The following is a 22703-nucleotide window of genomic DNA, read 5'->3' as shown; positions in this document are numbered from 1 at the left end:
GATCAATAATTAAGTAGCATAGCCAGTAATTACAATTACATACTAACTGTGCCGGATATTATGACAGAACCCACATCGTTACCTAATGCTCCTGTAAAGCAAAGTGCTTTAAAACGAGTTACTTTAAAATTTTTTAGTTTATTAAATTCATTTAGAAAAATAATTATTAATGTTGTTTTTTTTCTGGTTTTATTTTTATTTATCGCGGCACTTGGCAGCGATGATGACAAGATCGTTGTTCCTAACAATACAGCCTTAGTGTTAAATCTTACTGGAGATATCGTTGAACAAAAGAATGCGATTGACCCGATGGATGCTTTAATATCAGAAGCCTTAGAAGAAAAAGAAAAAAACCCAGAAGTTTTACTTAGCGACTTATTGAATGTCATTGAAAGAGCAAAAAATGACAGCCGTATAGAAATGATCGTATTACAGCTTCAAGGACTTAACAGCACGGGTTTAAGTAAATTACAAGACATTGCCCAAGCTTTAGAGACGTTTAAAGCTGCTGGTAAAAAAATAATTGCTGTTGGCGATCAATATTCTCAAGACCAATATTACTTGGCAAGCTCTGCTGATGAAGTATGGCTCAACCCTCGTGGTTGGTTGTTACTTGACGGTTATGGCCGTTATCAACTTTATTTTAAATCTGCATTAGATAAGCTCTCTATTAGCCAACATATATTTCGAGTCGGTACCTATAAATCTGCTGTAGAACCATACATGCGCGACGATATGTCAGCGGCGGCTAAAGAAGCCAACAAATTATGGTTAACTGATTTATGGTCACAATATAAAAGTGATGTCGCAAGCAACCGAAAATTTTCGATTGATAACTTTGATGAAAATGCTGATGTTTTAGTGGCAAAACTTGAGCAAGCTGATGGTAATATTGCGCAGTATGCTTTAGATAATCTTTGGGTTGACGCGTTAAAAAATCGTCAAGAGATGAAGCTGTCTTTGATTAAACTTGTTGGAAAAAATTCAGCCGGTGATAGCTATAATAATATTAGTTTCAAACATTATTTGTCTGCTACTAAACCTTTGTATCCAATGGTGAACCCAAATACCGATAAAGTTGCCGTTATTGTTGCTAAGGGGACTATTTTAGATGGTCGCCAAAAGCCAGGAACCATTGGCGGGGATAGTACAGCATCACTATTAAGAGAAGCGCGTTTAAACAATAAGGTGAAAGCGGTAGTTCTTCGTGTCGATAGCCCGGGTGGAAGTGCTTATGCCTCTGAAATTATTCGTCAAGAAATTGAACTGATCAAGTTAGCAGGAAAACCTGTTGTTGCTTCAATGGGAACTTATGCCGCTTCTGGGGGCTATTGGATATCGGCACCTGCTGATAAAATAATAGCTTCTCCAGCAACGATCACCGGCTCAATTGGTATTTATGGATTTTTCATGACCTTTGAGAATTCATTAAGCAAACTAGGTGTTTACACTGATGGCGTTGGTACCACTGATATAGCCGGATTTGGTGTAACCCGCCCACTGACTGATGGCATGGCAAGAGTATTTCAATTAAATATTAATAGAGGCTATCAAGACTTCATTGGCCTTGTCGCCGAAAATAGAAATATGAGCCTTGAGCAAGTTGATAGTATAGCCCAAGGACGTGTCTGGTCAGGTGCAAAAGCGAAAGAGTTAGGGCTTGTTGATGAGTTAGGCAACTTAACGACCGCTATTAATGCAGCAGCAGAATTAGCCGAGTTAGCAACGTTTGAAACCTTATTGATTGAAATAGAACAAACGCCAAAAGATCTTTTCCTGCAAGGATTATTAGGTCAAGCAAAGACTTTCTTTCCTGAAACTGAAATAATGACTCTAAGCAATACGGATAAATTATTTTTAGAAATGAAAGCACAGCTATCTCACCTCAACATACTTAATGATCCTCAAGGGGTTTACTCCTTATGTATGACCTGTGAAATTAATTAGTTCGCAGTGACCTAAATCGCTTTGTTATATTCACATGGAAGTGAATAGAGAACAATATTTAACAAGCGCACGTGATTATCAGACCAAACGACAAGACAGTAATAATTCTAAGGTAACAGTATGAAAAAACGCATTTATATCGCCTACACTGGCGGTACCATCGGCATGAAAAATAGCGGCCAAGGTTGTGTTCCGGTAAAAGGACATTTAACCGAGTCGATTAATGGTACGCCTGATTTTCATCGACAAGAGATGCCTGACTTTACCATTAATGAATATTCACCATTAATTGATTCATCAAATATGACGCCGCAAGATTGGCAACGTATTGCCGATGATATAAAAGCTAATTACGATAATTACGATGGCTTTGTTGTTCTTCATGGTACAGATACCATGGCTTATACCAGCTCTGCGCTTTCGTTTATGTTTGAAAATTTATCTAAACCTGTCATTGTTACCGGCTCACAAATTCCGTTAAGCCAATTACGATCAGACGGACAAGTAAATCTGTTAAATTCACTTTATATTGCGGCAAACTACCCCATTAATGAAGTGGGCTTGTATTTTAATAATAAATTATACCGGGGTAACCGTTGCATTAAAGCTTACGCTGATGGCTTTAACGCTTTTGATTCCCCCAATATGTCGCCACTTCTAGAAGCTGGAATTAATATTAAGCTCCTTGAAGGTAAACTCAACGTTGCTGTTACCCAACCATTCTCGGTCGCACAAATAACACCACAACCGATAGGTGTTGTTCATTTGTACCCAGGGATTTCTAGTGAATTAGTCGCCAATATTATCAAGCAACCGGTAAAAGCGTTAATTATTCGCAGTTATGGCGTCGGTAATGCGCCACAAGATGAACAGCTACTTGCTTGTTTAACGCAAGCTTATCATCAAGGAATTGTCGTGGTAAATTGTAGCCAATGTATAAAAGGGACTGTGAATATGGAAGGTTATGCAACGGGCGTGGCATTAAGTAAATGTGGTGTTGTCGGTGGTGGTGATATGACGCTAGAAGCAACATTAACTAAACTACATTACTTACTCAGTAAAGAATTACCTCAAGCTGAAATTTGTCGTCTTTTACAAGAAAATCTCCGTGGTGAACTCACGACTCATTAAACCATTACGCTCTGGTTGCTATGATTAAGAAACATGGCAGCCTTATTTATCTCTCCTATACTGCCAAATCACCCCTAGCCCAAACAAAGAATATAAAACATTTAAAATCAACAACTTAGAACAACACCGGTACTTATACTCGTCGATTTACAAGGATTATCCTTTAAATAAACAGTTACGCGTTACCGGCGATCGGGATAAAATCAACATTAAATATAATAGTAGCCCGTTTTTACTCTCCTTAAAAAACTGGCAATATTTAGTAAACACCAAAAAAGGAAAAGCCACTAAATAATCAGTGGCTTTGGGCTATTGTTAAGTATAATTAATGAAATAAACTCACATTCAACTCATATAAAACTTATGTTACATTAACAGTAAATAGGTTTAACTCTGGCCAGTAATGGTAAATCATTTGCAGATAACGCCCCTAATTTTAACCATTCAATAAGCGATTTAGTTAAATCGATAGATTGCCCTGACAACATTTGATTTTGTAATAATTGTACCTGTACTTGCATCCGCTCGGCTTTAAATTCTGCAGGTGACTCTTTACTTGCTAAAATTTCGAGTTCAAGGGTTTTGTTACTTCGGTCAATCAGTTTGCTGTTTTGATAACACTCTTGTAAACGTTTCTGCCAAACATTGGGTAAATCTACCAGTGTTTCAGAAAAATCAGCTGCCGTTTCCGGTTTATTAGTAGCTAAACTTTCTAAGCAATCGAAAACAAGTTGCCAAGTTTTGGCCTTTTTGTTTTCTGTCATTTGCATGAGTTGTTGAGATATTTGCGCAAGTAATTTTTCAGCTAAGGTTACGGCACTTCTTATTACCGGACGTTGACTGGTAATTTTTACACGTAATTCTTCAATACTTACTTGTAAGCTTAATAACGCTGTTTCTGATATATCCGCGACTAGTTGTTGCTGATAGCTTTGTAATTGTTGTGATAATTCAATTTGTTGATTTTCACGGTTCGATTGTTCAAGCAACTTAGCTTCATCACGCTTTGAAAATAGCTGGTCATTCACTTTTCTAAATTTTTGCCAAAGCTGATTCTCTTCACGTTGACCGCTGTAGCCAATGGCTTGCCATTGTGTTTGCAGTTTTTTAACACTCTCAATTGCAGAGAAAACGTCATCGTCGTTCAATGCTTGAGTAACTTGAGCGATCAATAGGTTTTTGCTATCACTGTTACGTTGATGATAATTTCTTAATTCAGCTTTAACGGGTTGTAAGCTCGCCGTAAACGATTGACTAAGTAAGTTGAATTTAGTTTTATCAACCTGCCCCGCGTTTTGCCATTGCTGTATTAATTTATTGAGTGTTGCATCAGTAAACTTCCAATCGATGGCTTCATTATCAATGCCTTCATTGAGTTTTGCAGAAAAGTCGTCGGCAAAACTTTGCGCTTTACTAATAAGTTGCTGGCGAGATTCAAGATGTAGTTCACGTAACTTTTCTTGTTCTGCATAAAATAACCGACATGGAGCAAAAGCTTGTTCGCAAAGTGCGTTGAATTGATAATTTAACTCTTTTTCAATTGACTCTTCAGCATGTCCAAGTGAATTCCACGTAACACGAAATTGTTTAACTTTTGCTGCTTGCTCATTGGGGTTATCAATTGGCTGATCAACGAGTAACTTAATATCCACAAGTAACTGCTGTTTTCTAGGCGTAGCAATAGATTGCTCTAAATCACTTAACTCGGCTATTTTATCTGCTATATCATCAAAGTCACGTTGAACTCGTGACTTTTGCTCTTCGGATAAACCATCAAAATGTTTTTTAGCTTTTTTGAAAACACCAAAAGCCGCATTGTACTTACCTGTCATTATTAAGCGCTTTACATCAGCAACTTTTTTCTGGCATTGTGATAAAAGTAAGCCTTGTTCTTTAATTAACGATTTTAGGCCTTGCTGCCATTGTTGTTTTATTTCTTTAAAGGCGTCAACAATAGATTGTGGTAATACCCCTGCAGCTTTTAGCTCAACAGTTTTCCATTCTTGTAGCCACTGATCGAACAGAGGTTTACGAAGGTTCAATTCTTCAATGTTTTTAGGTAAAGCTACTTGTGATATTTTTGAAATTAGATGGGTTGCATCACTCACCGATTGTGCAATCTCAGGCAATTGAGCCAGTTTTTTTGCTTGGGCTTTTACTAAAGCAATAAAGTGTTGTTGTTCTTTACTGTTTAATATTGAAGAGGTTATTTCTTCGCGTAATTGTTCAAGTTTATCTTGATACTCAGCTTCATCAAGGTCACCACTTTCAAAAATTGTTGTGGTAAGCTTTTTACTCATTTCATTAAGGGCACTATTAAAATGCTCATTAGCCAAACGTTTGTCTGCCACTAATTTTTCAGCAATGATTTCTTGTTGATGGGCTTCATGTAACGGAGAAAAATGTTTAATGAGTTGGCTATTAATGATTTTATACTTGTCTGTAAAGTTTTCAGCTTCTGGCGAAGAGAGACAAGAGAAGTCTTGATAATAGTTTTGCCACTGCGTTTCTAATTCAGCTTGTTTTTCTTTGAGTTGCAGATAATCATTTACCTCTTTCAAAGCAAGTAACTTTGCTAAAACTAACTGAACACCTTTTTTAATTTTGTCAGGTTGTTCTGCCAACTCGTGTAAATGTTGTAACTGTTGCTCAATATTAGTTTTTATTTTTTCATTACATGATTTTTTAAGTAATTTATCTAATACATCAAGAGGCAATACTTGTTTGAGTAAATAAGCTTGTACGACTTCATCTTGCTTATGGGTAAAAATTGAATGGGTTAACGATGGTTTATTAATTTTTTCAAATAAAGCGATAACAACATCGGCTTGTGTTTCATTTTGTAACCATAGTTCCAAGGACGGTAACTTATCATTGCTTTTCAATAAGATTAATTTGTCTTGATTACTGATCGTTATTTCGTGCTGGCCAAGCAGAATCTTTTCTACTTGCTTAAGACAATATTCACGGACTTTTTTATTATCGTTGTCGATACTGTTTTTATGCCAAACAGTAAAATCAGCCATTTTAATGAGAGCAGCGCGGCGCACTAATTCGTTAGGGTCTGTTTGTGCAAGATTTGTTAATATAACTAAGTCATCGGGATTGCTAAGTAATAAATCTTCACTGATTGCCGTTAACCGAACATTGTGTTCTTTACTTTGCCATTTTGCTTTGAAAAATTTAGAAAAAATCATAAATCGGAAAACCTTGCAATATTATTGTCTGGGTTGTTTTTAAGATCAGCGAACTCGCTTTTCAACTGGCGTTTAGTTTTATCTACGATAAGTCCATCTGCGCCAACGCTTAAGATTTGATCTGAATTTAAATGTCTTGATTGATAAGCCATGGTAATTTGCAGCGCTGATGTTTTTTGTGCTGTATCAACTATAGTTCCCTCTGGCCATTTGCCCGTTTCAGCGGCACACTTTAAGCGCAAGTACATTTCTTCTGACATATCGTCTACTAATGAAATAATATCCATTGTTATATTTACAGCCTTTGTTTCTTAATTCTTACGAGAAAAGTTAATGTTAATTTCGGTATTTAAGCATCAGCAAACGAATGCGAGTTGCAATATACCAAATAAAGCCAACCACTGCCGCACCAATACTTATAAAATATTGCCATGTGCCCTGCTGTGCGTCTTGCCAATACAAAAATAGAAAACCACCACAAAAAAGTAACATAGCGATAAATGAGTGATTCATCAGTTTTTGGGATTGATCTATTTTGCTCAATTTTTTCATTGATGCTATTTGACTGGCATCAACTTTGGTCAAATCGATTTCACAATGAGAGCAAGACTTCGCTTTGTCAGATATCTTTTTCTTACAGTTTGGGCAATTAATTACAGCCATAGGAAGATAACGCTCCATAAAATAATTAGTGTTAATATTCTACCTAAATTTAAGCAAAAAAAAACGTCCTATTGGACGTTTTTTAAAGTAATTTTACTTTTATTGCAAATTAATAAAAGTAAATCAATTATAAATAAAATTACTTGTTTTTATTAAAACGATCTTCCCAGAATTTAGCTTTTTCAATACCAAGCTTTTTAGGGTCAAAGGTAAATTTTGTCACCCCTAATTTCTGCTGACGTTCATAATCTTTTAGTGCTTTAATCGCGGGCTTAGCCATAAAGAAGATGGCGATAAGTGCAAAAATATTCAACCAAGCCATTAACCCAACACCAATATCACCAAGACTCCAAGCAGCACTAGGTTCTGCAACAGTACCGTAAAAGACTGCTGACATTAGCACCACTTTAAGGAGGAATCTAAGTGCCGGCATTTTAATTGTTTTATTAATATAAGAAACATTATTTTCCGCGATAAAGTAATAAGCTAGTACCGTTGTAAAGGCAAAGAAAAACAAAGCAATAGCAATAAAGGGTTTACCAAAACCGGTTAAAACACTATCGACCGCAATTTGCGTAAAAGCAGGACCACTAATAACAACGTCACTGGCTAAGTTACTAACAACAAAACTAGTCGCGCCTTCTGGCATAACATTATACGACTGTGTGATTAAGATCATAAACGCAGTAGCAGAACAAACAAATAAGGTGTCAATATAAACTGAGAAGGCTTGCACTAATCCTTGTTGCGCTGGATGTTCAACTTCTGCAGCAGCAGCAGCATGTGGTCCAGTACCTTGTCCGGCTTCATTTGAATAAACTCCGCGTTTAACACCCCAACCAATTGCTGCACCAAACCCCGCCATTGGCGTAAAAGCATCGGTAATAATTAGCATAAAGACACCAGGTAGCTGATCAATATGCAATGCTATGATAGTACACGCAATGATAATGTAAGCAAGCGCCATAAAAGGCACCACAATTTGGGTAAAGTTAGCAATACGCTTAACACCACCAAAAATGATAAAACCAAGTAATAAAACAATAAATACCGCGGTATATACTTTCGTTAAAGGTAAGTCGCCCATAAAAGAGCTAACTGAACCACCGGCGCCAAACACATTGACCATAGCATCACCGATGCCGTTTGATTGCACAACAGGTAATAAAACACCACAAGCAAGAATAGTTGATAAAGCAAATATCCAAGCATACCATTTTTGACCTAAGGCTTTTTCAATGTAGTAAGCTGGGCCACCACGGTACTGACCGTCCTCTTCTTCTTTATAAATTTGGGCATTGGTTGATTCGATATAAGCCGTTGCTGCACCTAAAAAGGCAACTACCCACATCCAAAATACCGCGCCAGGTCCACCAAAACCAATAGCAGCAGCAACCCCTGCAATATTACCAGTACCAACTCGTCCAGATAAAGACACCGCTAAGGCTTGAAAAGATGAGATACCCTTTTCTGAGCTTTTACCCGAAAGTAATAGGCGAAACATTTCTCTGAAATGACGTACTTGCGCAAATCGCGTTAAGACAGAGAAAAAGACCCCCGTTCCTAAACAGAGATAAATTAAGTACGGGCTCCAAATATAGCCGTTAATGGTATTTACAATCGCTTCCACATGACACTCCAGATTTATTATTATTATTATTTAATTTGTTGTTCGACGGTTGAGGGCCGCTAATCATTTAAGTGCAACTTGATATAGCACTTAAACGATCATCGAACTTCAATTATTGATTTTAGATAGGTTTAGCGTAAATCATCAACAACATGATAAATAGCCGTTAAAAAGTCACGACCAAATAAGCTACTACGCGTGTCTGACCAACCGACACTGCGGTCTGGTAATAAGTCATTATCTTTAAAAGGCATTTCTACAGTATAAGACAAACATTTGAAGTTATTACCAACCCAATTAGCACCCACAGTTAAGTTAGCTTGGCCGGGCTCATCTTTATCATAACCTTTGTCATCTTGAAACTCAGGAGTTACCGCTAGAAGAATGGCTTTGAATTTTTCTTCCAAGGCTTGATGTTTAGCGTCATATGCGGGGACACCTTCACAGCCAGCGACAAAGTTAAACGGTAGAGCTTCATCGCCATGAATATCAAGAAACATGTCAACACCGGTAGCTAACATTTTCTCACGCACCAAGAATACTTCTGGACTGCGTGCCATTGAAGGCTCTAACCACTCACGATTTAAATTAGTACCGATAGCATTTGTTCTTAAATGTCCTCGAACTGAACCATCAGGATTCATATTAGGCACTAAATAAAACACCGAACTGTCTAAGAGTGAGCGAGCAACGCCATCGTCTTCATCGAGCAAACGGTCAATAAAACCTTCCATAAACCATTCAGCCATACTTTCGCCAGGATGTTGACGAGCAGTAACCCAAATAACTTTCTTGTTTGGACCTTCTTCTCCAACTTTTAATACTGACACATCGCGTCCATCAAGGGTTTGTCCTAAAACTTGCAACTGGCAATCAATATCTAATTGCGCTTGATGCAGTAAGTCTTGATGACGTTCGTAGCTATACGGAGCAAAATAAGCAAAATAAACTGAATCATATTCTGGGGTTAAAGTAATACTCAGTTTTTCTCCATCAAATTCAGTTGGTACACGAAACCAATGCTCACGGTCGTAGGAAGCCACTGCTTGATAATCTGTCCATCCTTCTGTGTAAGCAGAAGTTCCAGCATTCATTAAATGAAGGGTATGTTCACAACGATCGGTATTATTAAGTTTAAAATGAAACCACTGATAAAAATCAGATTGGTTGTCTTTAACAATTTCAAGTTGAATATTATCGGCTTGGCTTGCATCAATAACGCGGATATTTCCACTATCAAAGTTAGAGGTAATTTGCATGACAGGATCTGCTATTTTTATTATGAATAGCCACAGTGTACACAAACAATGAAAAGATCAGAAGTAATATGCGTTAAAGTGTTCTAAGAAACAGCCCAATTTCAGAAGAATAGCCCATTGATTTTGCAATAACGGTATTTTTATCATCAATGACATAATAACTTGGATAACCTTCTATCTTGAATTGATGCTTGATTTGCTCTGTACCTAAGGCAATAGGGAAAGTTAATTGATGCTGGCTAGAAAATTCAAAGACCTCTTTTTTATCGACATAATCTAATGCAATGGCGATAACATTTATCTGTTGGTTCTTTTCATATGTCTCTTGAAGATTACTGATACTGATATGACATATTTGACACCAAGGAGCAAAAAAATAAATAATGGTAGTTTTCTTAAAATTGGCAAGTTCAATGGTTTTATCATCGAGCGTTTCTAATGAAACAGTTTGTGGCGTTATCTGTTCTCCCGTTGATAGCATGTCTGATTCTCTGAACATTGTCAGTGCTTGAAAGATAGCTAAAAACACCACAGCTTGAATAAATAAACTCTTCAACACAACTCACCTTTATAAATAATATAATAACGAAATAGTTATATTTATAGACCCGATCACCCGATTAAAAATTCAAATTAAAACAAAAAAAATCCAATACCTAGGTATTGGATTTTTATTGCTATTAATAGAGGAAGGTTAACAAGTAGCGTTAGCCTATCTGTGTTAAACCATTCATGTAAGGTTGTAATGCTGTTGGAATTTTTACACTGCCGTCAGCTTGTTGGTAATTTTCTAAAATAGCGACTAATGTACGACCAACCGCTAAGCCAGAGCCATTTAAGGTGTGCAATAATTCAGGTCTCTTCGTTTCACTGCTTCTAAAGCGTGCTTGCATGCGGCGAGCTTGAAAGTCGCCCATGTTAGAACAAGAAGAGATTTCACGGTAAGTATTTTGTGCAGGCAACCATACTTCGATATCGAATGTTTTAGTTGCACTAAAACCAATATCACCCGTACATAAAATAACGGTACGGTAAGGTAATTCTAATCTTTCAAGAATTTTTTCAGCATGACCTGTTAAGGCTTCTAACGCGGTAAATGAATCTTCTGGCTTAACAATCTGCACCATTTCAACTTTATCAAACTGATGCTGGCGAATTAGACCGCGAATATCACGACCACCTGAACCGGCTTCACTTCTAAAACATGGGGTATGCGCGCACATCTTAATAGGTAACTCGGCCTCTTCTACAATTTCATTTCTTAATAAATTTGTTAAAGGGACTTCAGCCGTTGGGATCAAAGAGAATTTTTTATTACTTAAATCAGTGTGAAATAAATCTTCACCAAATTTAGGTAACTGTCCTGTGCCATAAAGTGAATCTTGATTCACTAAATAAGGCACGTACATTTCTTGATAACCATGCTCTTCGGTATGAACATCAAGCATTAACTGTGCAAGCGCACGGTGCATTTTAGCAATTTGGCCACGTAAAACCGCAAAACGTGTTCCCGCAAGTTTAGCACCACTTTCAAAATCTAAACCGTTGCCAATACCAGCACCAACATCAACATGATCTTTAACTTCGAAATCAAAGACACGAGGTGTTCCCCAGCGTTTAATTTCAACATTATCATCTTCACTTGCCCCGTCTGGGACTGAATGATCGATTAAATTTGGCACCGCCGAAAGAATATCATCAATTTTAGCAAGCACATCATCTTGTTCAATTTTGGCAGCATCTAGATCAGCACCTAATTGACTCACTTCAGCTAATAATGGCTGAATATCTTCTCCACGCGCTTTAGCTTGGCCAATAGATTTTGAACGGGTATTGCGTTGATTTTGTAATTCTTGGGTTTTGATCTGAAAAGCTTTTCGTTGCTCTTCTAGATCGATTAATAACGCAGTATCTAAAGAAAAGCCACGTTTCGCTAATTGTGCCGCAGTGGCTTCGATATCATTTCTAAATAATTTTGGATCAAGCATTTTATTCACATCTACAAGTTAAGTGGTTGTTTATTTATTTTAGCTTTGCTTACTTAGTCGCATAAGTTACTAAGTACATCCCAATACCAGCAGCAAAAACACATAAGCTGACATTAAGTAATATATTTATCATGCCTTTTAGGAATTCACCTTGTTGCATTAACAAAAGTGTATCCAATGAAAAGGTTGAAAATGTGGTGAAAGCTCCTAGAAACCCGATACCTATAAGGGTTCGGTAGACACTTACTTCAATTACACCATTTTCAATAAGACCATATAAGGTGCCCATGATCAATGAACCGGAAATATTAACCGCCAATGTCGCAAAAGGGAAACCTTTTCCGAGCCAATTCAATATTAATTGCGAAAAATAAAAGCGTAGACTTGCCCCACACGCTCCGCCAAGTGCTACAAATAGATATAATGAAAAGGTACTAATGGTATTAGTCATAACGTTTATTATTACTTTGGTTATTTAATTCATTGAGAAAATTTTGTTTATCTTTTAACTGTTTTTCCAAGCCACGGTCTGTTGGTTGATAAAGCGAGGTATGTTGCAAGGATTCAGGAAAATAATTTTCTCCTGCAGCAAAGCCATTATCTTCATTATGAGCGTACCTATATTCGCTGCCATGACCGAGTTCTTTAGTAATACTACTGGTGGCATTTTTTAAATGGAAGGGGACGTCGAGCTCTGCAGTATTTTTAGCAAGCTCTTTGGCCTGGTTAAAAGCCATATATACGGCATTACTTTTCGGTGCTAAAGCCATGTATACAGTTGCTTGAGCTATAGCTCGCTCACCTTCACTAGGTCCAACACGCTGAAAAGTATCCCAAGCATTAATAGCGAGTTGCATTGCTCTAGGGTCGGCATTACCAATGTCTTCACTGGCGATCGCTAACAGCCGACGGGCGACGTAAAGTGCATCTCCGCCCCCTGCTAATATTCTCGCGTACCAATAAAGTGCGGCATCAGGAGAGCTACCGCGCACAGATTTATGAAAAGCACTGATTAAATCATAAAAGGCATCACCACCCTTATCGTATAAAGCAATTTTATTGCCCGCTACTTGTACAACAGTTTCTAAAGTAATGGTGATTTTGGATCCTGACAGAATATCAACGCAGTTTTCAAAGACATTCAATAGACGTCGTGCATCGCCATTAGCCAAGGTTAATAATTGCTGCTGGGCATTATCGGCAATATATATCTTAATGTTTTTGCTGTTTTGCTGATTTTCACAAGCGCGCGTTAAAATAATTGATAAATCATCACGCGTTAACTTTTTTAAAGTATAAACACGTGCACGTGATAAAACCGCTTGGTTAAGTTCAAAAGCGGGATTTTCAGTGGTCGCGCCAATAAAAATAATGGTGCCATCTTCAATAAAAGGCAAAAAAGCGTCTTGCTGTCCTTTATTAAAACGGTGAACTTCGTCAACAAATAATACGGTGCGTTTTTTATGGCGAAGTAAACGTTGCTTAGCATTATCTATTGCTTGACGTATATCTTTAATACCCGAGGTTACCGCCGATAAGCGTTCAACCTCGGCATTTGCATGACTAGCGATAATTTCTGCTAAGGTGGTTTTGCCTGTACCCGGCGGCCCCCAAAAGATAACAGAATGACACTTCCCCTGCTCAATCGCGATCGTTAACGGCATACCTGGCGATAAGATATGTTGTTGACCTTGATAATCGGCTAATGTTTTAGGGCGAAGTTTGGCCGCTAATGGTTGAAACTGATCATCGTCATTGTCAGTTTTAATCATTCCTTCATCAGCGAAATCTAAAGGTAAAGAGCCATTAGCGTCGTCGTTAGCGTTGATCATCTAACTCAACACCTTCGGGTATTTTAAAGGTAAATAGTGCACTTTTGGGAACAGTTACTTGGTCAAACTGTGAAAGCTTAAACAGGCTTAACTGCCCTGTTGCGTCTAAAATAGTAAAGCTGGTAAGCATATTACTATTTTTCTTAAAACGTAATTCTAACGTCTTCACTTGGGCATTAGTATCATTAGCATGAATGAGGTAATTGTTTTCATCGGTTGAGCTAACACTATAATGTTGCCATAGTGTTGGATCGCTGCTTGTTAATAATAAAATGGGGGTGTTGAGTAACGCTTTTTCTAAAAGATAAGCACTAACCTGCTCTACAAACGGGTCAAAAAACCATAAGGTATCACCATCTGAAACGATTAATGACTCATCTGGTTCTGCCGTTTTCCAGTGTACTAAGTTAGGTTTTTTAACCGCTAGAGTGCCCAAAGCGTTTTGTAACTCATTACCTTCGGCATCCAGAACTTGCTGGTTAAAATTCGCCGTAAAATATTCAAGTTTTGCTAATTTTTGTATTAAATTACTTTTAATGATTAGAGCATCGTTGCTTGGCTTTTCTATAACATTGGTCGGTTCATCGAACGGCAAAGCAAAAACGGAGGTACTTGCACTGCTTAATACAACAACAGAAAAAAATGATAAAAGTGCTGTTTTTTTTAGGGAAAAATTCATTCAGTTATCCTTATAACTTGACTACATAAGTCGGGGAAAATAACACCTACAAATCTCTTACAGGTGGTGGTGCCAATACTTCACGGGCACCGTTATGGCCTGGTGAACTTACCACACTTTGGTTTTCCATATCTTCAACAATACGTGCTGCACGGTTATAACCAATTCTAAATTTACGTTGCACACTTGATATGGAGACACGTCGACCTTTAGTGACAAATTCAACCGCCTCGTCATACAAGGTATCCAGTTCAACCGCTTCATCGGCTTCGGCTTGCTCTCCGGGTAATAAAATTTCATTATCAGTATCACCTGACAATATTTCTTCAACATAATTAGGTTCGCCACGAGACTTCCAGTCGGCAACAACAGCATGTACTTCGTCATCGTTAACAAAAGCGCCGTGAACACGCACAGAAACAGCCTCGCCAGGCGGTAAATAAAACATATCTCCCATGCCTAACAGCTGTTCAGCACCTTGTTGGTCAAGAATAATACGTGACTCCATTCTTGATTGTACTCGCAGTGCCATACGGGTTGGAATATTTGCTTTAATTAAACCGGTAATTACATCCGCTGAGGGACGTTGAGTCGCTAAAATTAAATGCATACCCGCCGCTCGGGCTTTTTGAGCAATACGCGCAATAAGTTCTTCGACTTTTTTACCTGCAACCATCATCATATCGGCAAATTCGTCAACGAGTATAACAATCGCAGGCAATTTTTCTAACAAAGGCGGCGTTTGCGTAAAAGCATCATTAGGTTGCCAAGTAGGATCGATTAACGGCTCTCCAGCTTCAATAGCATTAAGCACTTTTTCATTGTAGCCTTTAAGGTTACGTACACCCAGAGACGACATAAGTTTATAGCGACGTTCCATTTCACCGACACACCAGCGCAGCGCGTTAGCCGCTTCTTTCATGTCGGTAACCACTTCAGCTAACAAATGTGGAATACCGTTATAAACAGAGAGTTCAACTTGTTTGGGGTCGATCATTATCATCCGCACATCTTCAGGTGTGGATTTATACAATATACTGACAATCATGGTATTAACCGCAACTGACTTACCTGAGCCTGTTGTTCCTGCCACTAATAAATGCGGCATCTTGGCTAGATCGGCTATCACGGGTTTACCTGAAATATCGCTACCAATCGCCATGGCTAAATGAGATCTTGATGCAGCAAATGCCGGGGCAGAAATGACATCAGTAAAATACACCGTTTCTCTATATTTATTGGGTAACTCAACACCAATGACAGATTTACCTTCAATAACTTCAACGACTCGGACACTTTTAGCAGATAAGGAACGGGCAATATCTTGCGACAAACCGCTTACTTTACTGGCTTTAACACCTGGCGCTAAATTTAACTCGAAACGGGTAATAACAGGTCCGGGATAAACACCAACGACTTCAGCTTTCACACCAAATTCTAAGAGTTTTTCCTCAACTAGTCGACTGACTAATTCAAGCTCTTTCTCGTCAATAGGGTTTTCAGTCCGGTTGGGGCGATCTAATAAATCAAGCCCCGGTAGTCCTTGGTAAGTTGCGCTATCTCTTTTTACCGCGACCTTTATCGGTTCTTCAACATTGATTGGATCAACTTTCTCAAAGGCGGCCGTTATTTCATCATCGCTAACATGTTCTTGAACATTAAAAGCGAGTGGTTCACCGATAAGGTCATCTATTGCGACAAAATGCTCGATGTCCTCTTCGAGATCAAAAGAAAGATCTTTTTTACTCGGTGCAATAATGTCTTCATATTCTTGTTCATTTATTGCATCAAAAGCATGATGTAGCTCTTCGTTTTCATCCTCTAGATTTTCATCTACTTGAAAACTTGCCGGTTGTTTTTCAGTTAGCTCAGGTAAAGCCACTGGCTGTTCTTTTTTCTCAACAGTACTAACCAATACTTGTCTTTTTACTTTTTCAGTCTTCAATGCAGTGAAGTAGGCTTGTAGTTTTTGAGGTATCGTTAATAAATATTGGGCGAATAGTATTGTATAAGCACCGGTTTTATCAATAAAGGCGATCAATGAGAAACCGGTTAGTAGCACAAAACCAGAGAGGAGAAAGGTCAAGAATAATAAAGTACTACCGACAAAAGAAAAATAAGGCAGCACCGTTTGACTTAACGCGTCACCAATAATACCACCAGCTGAAAAGTAAAAGACATCATCAAAATTCATACTGGCAATTGATGTTATACCAATATAAAAAAGAATAAAGCCAATACACTTTAACCCTAAGGTTAAGTAATCTAATTGAATTAAGCGATGATATTTTTGAAACAATAACCACCCTGTTATTGCAGTAACAAAGGGTAGACTATAAGAAATAAAACCAAATAAGTTTAACAGTAGGTCAGAAATATAAGCGCCAACAGCACCGCCTAAATTACGAATAGGTGTTTGATAACCACTTTGAGACCAACCAGGATCAGCGGGGTTAAAGCTAAATAGCGCTAACATAATAAACATGGCAAAAAGAAAAGAAACCAACAAACCAGCTTCTAGTAATCGTTGCACACCATTTAATTTACTTTGAGTAGGAGATTCTGTAGACAATATAATAAACCGAGTTAATAACTATTTTATAGCCATACCACTCAAGTTGCAGTAATACGGGTATGTTTATATACAGTAAAATAACAAACTATTGTAAGGAGTTAAATGTTTAAATCACTTACTTGAGCTCAATGATGCGATTAACGTTTAATCGGTAGAAAATTAGTCGATTTAACCTCTTCCATAACAACATAACTTCTACTTTCGCTTACAGAGGGCAAACGAAGTAAAGTATCACCTAGTAATTCTCGATAGGCGACCATGTCTGCAACGCGGGTTTTAAGTAAAAAGTCAAAGTTTCCAGACACTAAATGACACTCTTGTATAACATCAAGGTCATGGACCGCCCTAGAAAAATCATCAAAAACATCAGGACTGGTTTTGGTTAAGGTTATTTCCACTAATACAAGTAATGCAGCTTCAAGCTTTTGGGGGTTTAATATCGCTTGGTAGCCTTTAATATACTTCTCTTTTTCTAATCGCTTAACCCTTTCTAAACAAGGTGTTGGACTTAGCCCTACCCTTTTAGACAACTCTATATTGGATATACGAGCATTTTTTTGTAGCTCAACGAGAATATTACGATCGATGCGATCAATACTTTTGCTTTGAGACGACGACATTATATAAAACACTACATTTTCGAGTTATAACAGGATTATATATCGATTTATAAAATATTACGATAGGTTAATTCGAGAATAACGCATTATAATAGCCGCAAATAATATAAAAACATTTAACAGGTGAGACGATTATGATTATTGGTGTTCCTAAAGAAATTAAAAACCATGAGTACCGTATAGGCTTAACTCCAGCAGGCGTTAATGAGCTAACGGTTAATGGTCATGAAGTGATTGTTGAAAATAACGGCGGCGAATCTATTGGTTTTGAAAACGAGCAATATATAGCAGCCGGTGCCAAAATTATAAACACGGCGGCAGAAATTTTTGCAACCGCTGACATGATAATAAAAGTAAAAGAGCCACAACCTGACGAGTGTAAAATGCTACGCCCAGGTCAAATACTATTTACTTACCTACATTTAGCACCCGATGCTAAGCAAACTGAATTATTAGTTGCTTCTGGCGCAACCTGTATTGCCTACGAAACGGTAACCTCTGCTCAAGGTGGTTTACCTTTATTAGCGCCAATGTCTGAAGTCGCTGGCCGCATGTCTATTCAAGCAGGTGCTCATGCCCTTGAAAAAGCACAAGGCGGTTTAGGTGCCTTATTAGGTGGTGTTCCGGGTGTTGCTCCTGCGAAAGTATTAATTATAGGTGGCGGTGTTGTTGGTACTCAAGCTGCTCGTATGGCAATAGGTATGGGCGCTGATGTAACGATATTAGATCGTTCATTACCCCGTCTACGTCAATTAGATACTGAATTTGATGGCCGTTTAAAAACAGTTTACTCTACTGCCGATGCGATGGACCAATTGATTGTTGAAGCTGACTTAGTCATAGGCGCGGTCTTAATTCCAGGTGCAGCTGCACCTAAATTAGTAACAAGAGCCCACATCAAAATGATGAAAAAAGGTGCTGTTGTTGTTGATGTTGCGATTGACCAAGGCGGTTGTTTTGAAACATCAAAAGCAACAACTCATCAAGACCCAACGTATGTTGTTGACGACGTAGTACATTACTGTGTAGCTAACATGCCAGGTGGCGTAGCACGCACATCAACAATGGCATTAACTAATGCAACCATGCCATTTGCGGTAATGCTTGCTAATAAGGGTGCAAAACAAGCCATGCTTGACAACGTACACTTAATGAATGGTTTAAACGTATTAGGCGGAAAAATCACTTACCAACCTGTTGCTGAAGTTTTAGGCTACGACTACATACCACCTGAAGTGGCTATAGCGACTTTATAACGACTGAAAATAATACTTTGTGAGTTCTTCATAAAAACAACAAACCTCTGTTATATATTTAATAGAGGTTTTTTTTACGATGAATCTTAAACCTGACCATTTGGTTAGCTTGTGTTATATTTCAATAAATATCACTAAAATTAGAGTTAGGGAATCAATCATGGAAATTCAGGTTGTCGACTATCAAGATAAAAATGCTGGAAAATTATTTGTTCAAAGCTTAAGAGAAACAGGTTTCGGTGTATTAATTAATCACCCTATTGAGCAACAGCTTGTTGAATCTATTTATAAAAATTGGTATGAATTTTTTAGCGGTGAAGAAAAGCATAACTTAAGTTTTGATCCAAAGAAACAAGATGGCTACTTTTCAACCGAGATATCTGAGACGGCTAAGGGTCATGCAAATAAAGATATAAAAGAATATTTTCATGTTTATCCTTGGGGCAGGATCCCTGATCAACTTAAAGATGAAATACTTACCTATTACCAGAAAGCCTCTGAACTTGCTGCAGAATTACTTGATTGGGTAGAAAAATATAGTCCGGTCGACGTCTCAGAAAAATATTCAGAACAACTAGCGAATATGATAAAAGATACGCCAAATACTTTATTACGTATTTTACATTATCCGCCACTAAGTGGAGATGAAGAACCGGGCGCAGTGAGAGCCGCTGCGCACGAAGATATTAATTTATTAACCATATTACCGGCAGCAAATGAACCCGGTCTGCAAGTACAAAAGCAAGACGGATCTTGGATTGACGTTCCCAGTGATTTTGGCAGTTTAATTATTAATATTGGTGATATGTTGCAAGAAGCCTCAGGTGGATATTTCCCATCTACCAGCCATCGGGTTATTAATCCTTCAGGTAAGGCCAGTAAAAAGTCTAGAATATCATTGCCGTTGTTTCTTCATCCACGAGACGAAGTCGTCTTGTCTGAACGACATACTCAAAAAAGCTACTTATTAGAAAGATTAAAAGAGCTTGGCGTAAAATAGCGATGAGTGGTGGTGTATAAGGGTTTATATGCCATCACTGTACATTTAACATTGCACTCATAGAAATTTTTATCAAAAAATTAATTTACCCTCTTGAGTTCTTTGCTTAAACTCCCAACTAATACCTTATAATTATACTTTTTATCAATCTTTGGAGTCATTCATGAGCGAAGCAAGACATTGCCCGTTACTCATTTTAGGATCAGGTCCAGCTGGTTACACTGCTGCAGTTTATGCCGCACGCGCAAATTTAAAACCAGTGATGATCACTGGCATGCAGCAAGGGGGTCAATTAACAACGACCACTGAAGTTGAAAACTGGCCTGGTGATGCCGATGACCTTACGGGTCCAGCATTAATGGATCGTATGCAAAAGCATGCAGAAAAGTTTGATACCGAGATTATTTTTGACCATATCAATGAAGTTGACTTTTCGAAACGCCCTTTTACCTTAAAAGGCGATAGCATGAGCTATACTTGTGATGCACTTATCATTTGTACGGGTGCTTCTGCACAATACCTAGGTTTACCTTCAGAAGAAGCATTTATGGGTAAAGGCGTTTCAGCCTGTGCTACCTGTGATGGTTTCTTTTACCGCAACCAAAAAGTTGCTGTTGTTGGCGGTGGTAATACCGCTGTTGAAGAAGCGTTATATTTATCAAATATTGCCTCTGAAGTTCACTTAGTGCATCGTCGTGAAACTTTTCGCTCTGAAAAGATTTTAACTGACCGTTTATACGAAAAAGTTAAAAACGGCAATATTACCTTACACTTAAATCAAACCTTAGATGAAGTGTTAGGCGATAAAATGGGTGTTACTGGTGTACGTTTAAAAGAAACGCAATCTGACACGACTAAAGATATTGACGTTATGGGTTGTTTTATTGCGATTGGTCATAAGCCAAACACTGATATTTTCAACGACCAATTAGCGATGAAAGATGGCTACTTAACGATACAAAGTGGCACTAACGGTAATGCAACACAGACCAGTGTTGAAGGTGTTTTTGCCGCGGGTGATGTAGCTGACCATATTTATCGTCAAGCAATTACCTCTGCTGGAGCTGGTTGTATGGCAGCCCTTGATGCAGAACGTTACTTAGACGCTAAAGGCTCTTAGTCATTAAAAACCAGATTGTCGCATTACTCGATGTCGATGATCTGGCATTTCCACCCTTAAAGCATGCGTTGATTGAACCTAATGGCTTACTTGCTTTTGGTGGTGATTTATCTGTAGCGCGATTAAAGTCGGCCTATCGAAGTGGTGTCTTTCCTTGGTACAGTGCTGGCGAAGCCATTATGTGGTGGAGCCCAGATCCGCGTGGTATTATCCTAACCGACCAATTACGTATTAATCGCACCTTGCGAAAAGTATTAAAACAACAGAACTTCACCGTAACCTTAAATCAAGCCTTTGACCGTGTTATTCATTATTGTGCCGACGCTCCCTTTCGTAAGGAAGATACTTGGATAGTTGATGATATGTTAGCGGCTTATCAACAAATGCATGACAATGGTGTCGCACATTCGATAGAAGTGTGGATGGATGGTGAATTGGCCGGCGGTTTATATGGCGTGGCAATTAATGGCAGCTTTTCTGGAGAATCAATGTTTTATCGAAAAAGCAATGGTTCTAAAATCGCATTAGTTTATTTAAATGCTTTATTAAAAGGCCAAAACATTCCATTAATTGACTGCCAAATGCTCAACCCTTTTTTAGAAGACATGGGCTGTATTGAGGTTTCACGCTCGCAGTTTATGACATTGAAAGCACAAGCATTAACGGTTTCATTACCACCGGATTTTTGGCTACCCCGCCAACTGACAGAAGAGCCTTAGTATGAGTACAAATTTTCAGTTAGGCATTACCGGTTCGTTTCCTTGTAACTACTTGCCCAACCAAGAAGAACGTTTACTGATTGCAACCGATGAACGTTTACATAACAGTGAACATTATGGTTGGTTAATGTCACAAGGCTTTAGACGCAGTGGTGATCAGATATACCGACCTCATTGTGAACTTTGCTCTGCATGCAAATCTCTGCGGGTCTTAGTTAAGGAATTTTTGTTATCTAAAAGTCAAAAACGAAATATAAAGAAAAACAACCTATTTACTATTAACATTTCAACTGAAAAAAAAGCTATTTATTACCCGCTGTACGAAAATTACATCAATACTTTACATACCGATGGCTCAATGTTCCCGGCGACAAACGATCAATACAATAGTTTTATCCGTTGTAATGTCACAGAGCAGCTCTACCTTGAAATTTGGCATGATAATCAACTTATTAGTGTTGCAGTAACCGATGTACTAAAAGATGCTCTATCAGCCGTATATACGTTTTATCATCCGGATTACAATAAGCATGGTTTAGGCGTGTTTTCTATTTTGCAACAAGTGTATTTAGCAAAAGATAGGCAGAAGAACTTTCTTTATCTGGGTTACCAAATTGATGACTGCAAAAAGATGAACTACAAGGATCGTTATTACCCACATCAAGTATTGATAGAAAACAGATGGCAAACAGTAAATAAATAACACTATAGCTTTACATTCCGGCCTGTTTTCGGCATCATCTGCCCAGATTTTTGTTTATGCACAACTTTAGAGGTTTAGCGCCCAATGGCGAAAGAAGAAAATATTGAAATGCAAGGTACGGTTCTTGATACCTTACCAAATACTATGTTCCGCGTTGAACTAGAAAATGGTCATGTTGTTACGGCACATATTTCAGGAAAAATGCGTAAGAACTACATTCGCATATTAACGGGTGATAAAGTAACGGTTGAATTGACACCGTATGATTTATCTAAAGGCCGTATTATTTTCCGTGCTAGATAATTAAGACCCTATAAAGCTAAAAGCCCTGTGAATAATATTCACAGGGCTTTTTTATTGCTTTAGTTTTAGATCCTTAAACCT

The 22703-nt window shown here is 38.1% G+C and carries 20 protein-coding genes; 8 read left to right on the top strand and 12 right to left on the bottom strand.

Annotation, left to right across the window (positions count from 1 at the left end):
• Window positions 1-60: 60 nt before the first annotated feature.
• Window positions 61-1947 carry a signal peptide peptidase SppA gene (gene sppA, locus H4J62_RS06330; RefSeq protein WP_182215210.1) on the top strand — a complete coding sequence of 629 codons (1887 nt, stop codon included), beginning with the start codon at window positions 61-63 and terminating at the stop codon, window positions 1945-1947.
• 120 nt (window positions 1948-2067) lie between these two features.
• Entirely contained in the window at window positions 2068-3078 is a 1011-nt protein-coding gene (ansA, locus tag H4J62_RS06325) for an asparaginase (protein ID WP_182215212.1), read from the top strand.
• Between the two features lie 371 nt (window positions 3079-3449).
• Here the strand turns inward: ansA and H4J62_RS06320 are convergent, their stop codons facing one another.
• From H4J62_RS06320 to lrp, 12 genes are all read right to left on the bottom strand, one after another.
• Window positions 3450-6275 carry a DUF349 domain-containing protein gene (locus tag H4J62_RS06320; protein ID WP_182215214.1) on the bottom strand — a complete coding sequence of 942 codons (2826 nt, stop codon included), beginning with the start codon at window positions 6273-6275 and terminating at the stop codon, window positions 3450-3452.
• Window positions 6272-6562 (bottom strand): YeaC family protein, encoded by a 291-nt coding sequence (locus tag H4J62_RS06315; protein ID WP_070373547.1) that lies wholly within the window; start codon window positions 6560-6562, stop codon window positions 6272-6274. Before H4J62_RS06315 ends, H4J62_RS06320 begins: the two co-directional genes overlap by 4 nt.
• Window positions 6563-6611: 49 nt before the next feature.
• Window positions 6612-6938, bottom strand: a complete 327-nt coding sequence (locus tag H4J62_RS06310) for a hypothetical protein (RefSeq protein WP_182173780.1) — start codon at window positions 6936-6938, stop codon at window positions 6612-6614.
• A 139-nt stretch (window positions 6939-7077) separates the two neighbouring features.
• Window positions 7078-8568, bottom strand: coding sequence for a sodium:alanine symporter family protein (locus tag H4J62_RS06305; RefSeq protein ID WP_182215215.1), 1491 nt, complete (start codon window positions 8566-8568; stop codon window positions 7078-7080).
• A 131-nt stretch (window positions 8569-8699) separates the two neighbouring features.
• Window positions 8700-9827, bottom strand: a complete 1128-nt coding sequence (locus tag H4J62_RS06300) for a carboxypeptidase family protein (protein ID WP_182215217.1) — start codon at window positions 9825-9827, stop codon at window positions 8700-8702.
• A 73-nt stretch (window positions 9828-9900) separates the two neighbouring features.
• Window positions 9901-10386, bottom strand: coding sequence for a TlpA disulfide reductase family protein (locus H4J62_RS06295; RefSeq protein ID WP_310733530.1), 486 nt, complete (start codon window positions 10384-10386; stop codon window positions 9901-9903).
• A 148-nt stretch (window positions 10387-10534) separates the two neighbouring features.
• Window positions 10535-11815: a serine--tRNA ligase gene (serS, locus tag H4J62_RS06290; protein WP_070373544.1), complete on the bottom strand. Its 1281-nt coding sequence runs from the start codon at window positions 11813-11815 to the stop codon at window positions 10535-10537.
• Between the two features lie 49 nt (window positions 11816-11864).
• Window positions 11865-12266 (bottom strand): fluoride efflux transporter CrcB, encoded by a 402-nt coding sequence (crcB, locus tag H4J62_RS06285; RefSeq protein ID WP_070373543.1) that lies wholly within the window; start codon window positions 12264-12266, stop codon window positions 11865-11867.
• Window positions 12259-13587: a replication-associated recombination protein A gene (locus tag H4J62_RS06280; protein ID WP_182215268.1), complete on the bottom strand. Its 1329-nt coding sequence runs from the start codon at window positions 13585-13587 to the stop codon at window positions 12259-12261. The genes crcB and H4J62_RS06280 overlap by 8 nt, the downstream gene beginning before the upstream one ends.
• Before the next feature lie 46 nt (window positions 13588-13633).
• On the bottom strand, window positions 13634-14326 hold the full coding sequence (gene lolA, locus H4J62_RS06275) for an outer membrane lipoprotein chaperone LolA (protein WP_182215218.1): 693 nt from the start codon (window positions 14324-14326) through the stop codon (window positions 13634-13636).
• A gap of 46 nt (window positions 14327-14372) precedes the next feature.
• A complete protein-coding gene (locus tag H4J62_RS06270; protein WP_220470077.1) occupies window positions 14373-16898 on the bottom strand; it encodes a DNA translocase FtsK in 2526 nt (841 codons plus the stop codon).
• A gap of 140 nt (window positions 16899-17038) precedes the next feature.
• Entirely contained in the window at window positions 17039-17521 is a 483-nt protein-coding gene (gene lrp / locus H4J62_RS06265) for a leucine-responsive transcriptional regulator Lrp (RefSeq protein ID WP_182215220.1), read from the bottom strand.
• A 134-nt stretch (window positions 17522-17655) separates the two neighbouring features.
• On the opposite strand from lrp, the gene ald reads away from it, so the two are divergent.
• From ald to infA, 6 genes are all read left to right on the top strand, one after another.
• A complete protein-coding gene (gene ald, locus H4J62_RS06260) occupies window positions 17656-18777 on the top strand; it encodes an alanine dehydrogenase (RefSeq protein WP_070373540.1) in 1122 nt (373 codons plus the stop codon).
• A gap of 160 nt (window positions 18778-18937) precedes the next feature.
• Window positions 18938-19777, top strand: a complete 840-nt coding sequence (locus tag H4J62_RS06255) for an isopenicillin N synthase family oxygenase (protein WP_070373539.1) — start codon at window positions 18938-18940, stop codon at window positions 19775-19777.
• Window positions 19778-19940: 163 nt separating this feature from the next.
• Window positions 19941-20897, top strand: coding sequence for a thioredoxin-disulfide reductase (gene trxB / locus H4J62_RS06250; protein ID WP_070373538.1), 957 nt, complete (start codon window positions 19941-19943; stop codon window positions 20895-20897).
• A gap of 68 nt (window positions 20898-20965) precedes the next feature.
• Window positions 20966-21616, top strand: coding sequence for a leucyl/phenylalanyl-tRNA--protein transferase (aat, locus tag H4J62_RS06245; RefSeq protein ID WP_259364871.1), 651 nt, complete (start codon window positions 20966-20968; stop codon window positions 21614-21616).
• 1 nt (window position 21617) lies between these two features.
• On the top strand, window positions 21618-22319 hold the full coding sequence (locus H4J62_RS06240; RefSeq protein ID WP_182215222.1) for an arginyltransferase: 702 nt from the start codon (window positions 21618-21620) through the stop codon (window positions 22317-22319).
• An 84-nt stretch (window positions 22320-22403) separates the two neighbouring features.
• On the top strand, window positions 22404-22622 hold the full coding sequence (infA, locus tag H4J62_RS06235; RefSeq protein WP_011043571.1) for a translation initiation factor IF-1: 219 nt from the start codon (window positions 22404-22406) through the stop codon (window positions 22620-22622).
• The last annotated feature ends 81 nt before the right edge of the window (window positions 22623-22703 follow it).

This window comes from Colwellia sp. BRX8-5 (assembly GCF_014077325.1).
GTDB lineage: Bacteria > Pseudomonadota > Gammaproteobacteria > Enterobacterales > Alteromonadaceae > Colwellia_A.
Note: the sequence above shows the minus strand (reverse complement) of the source record. Positions and strands in the feature narration are given on the sequence as shown.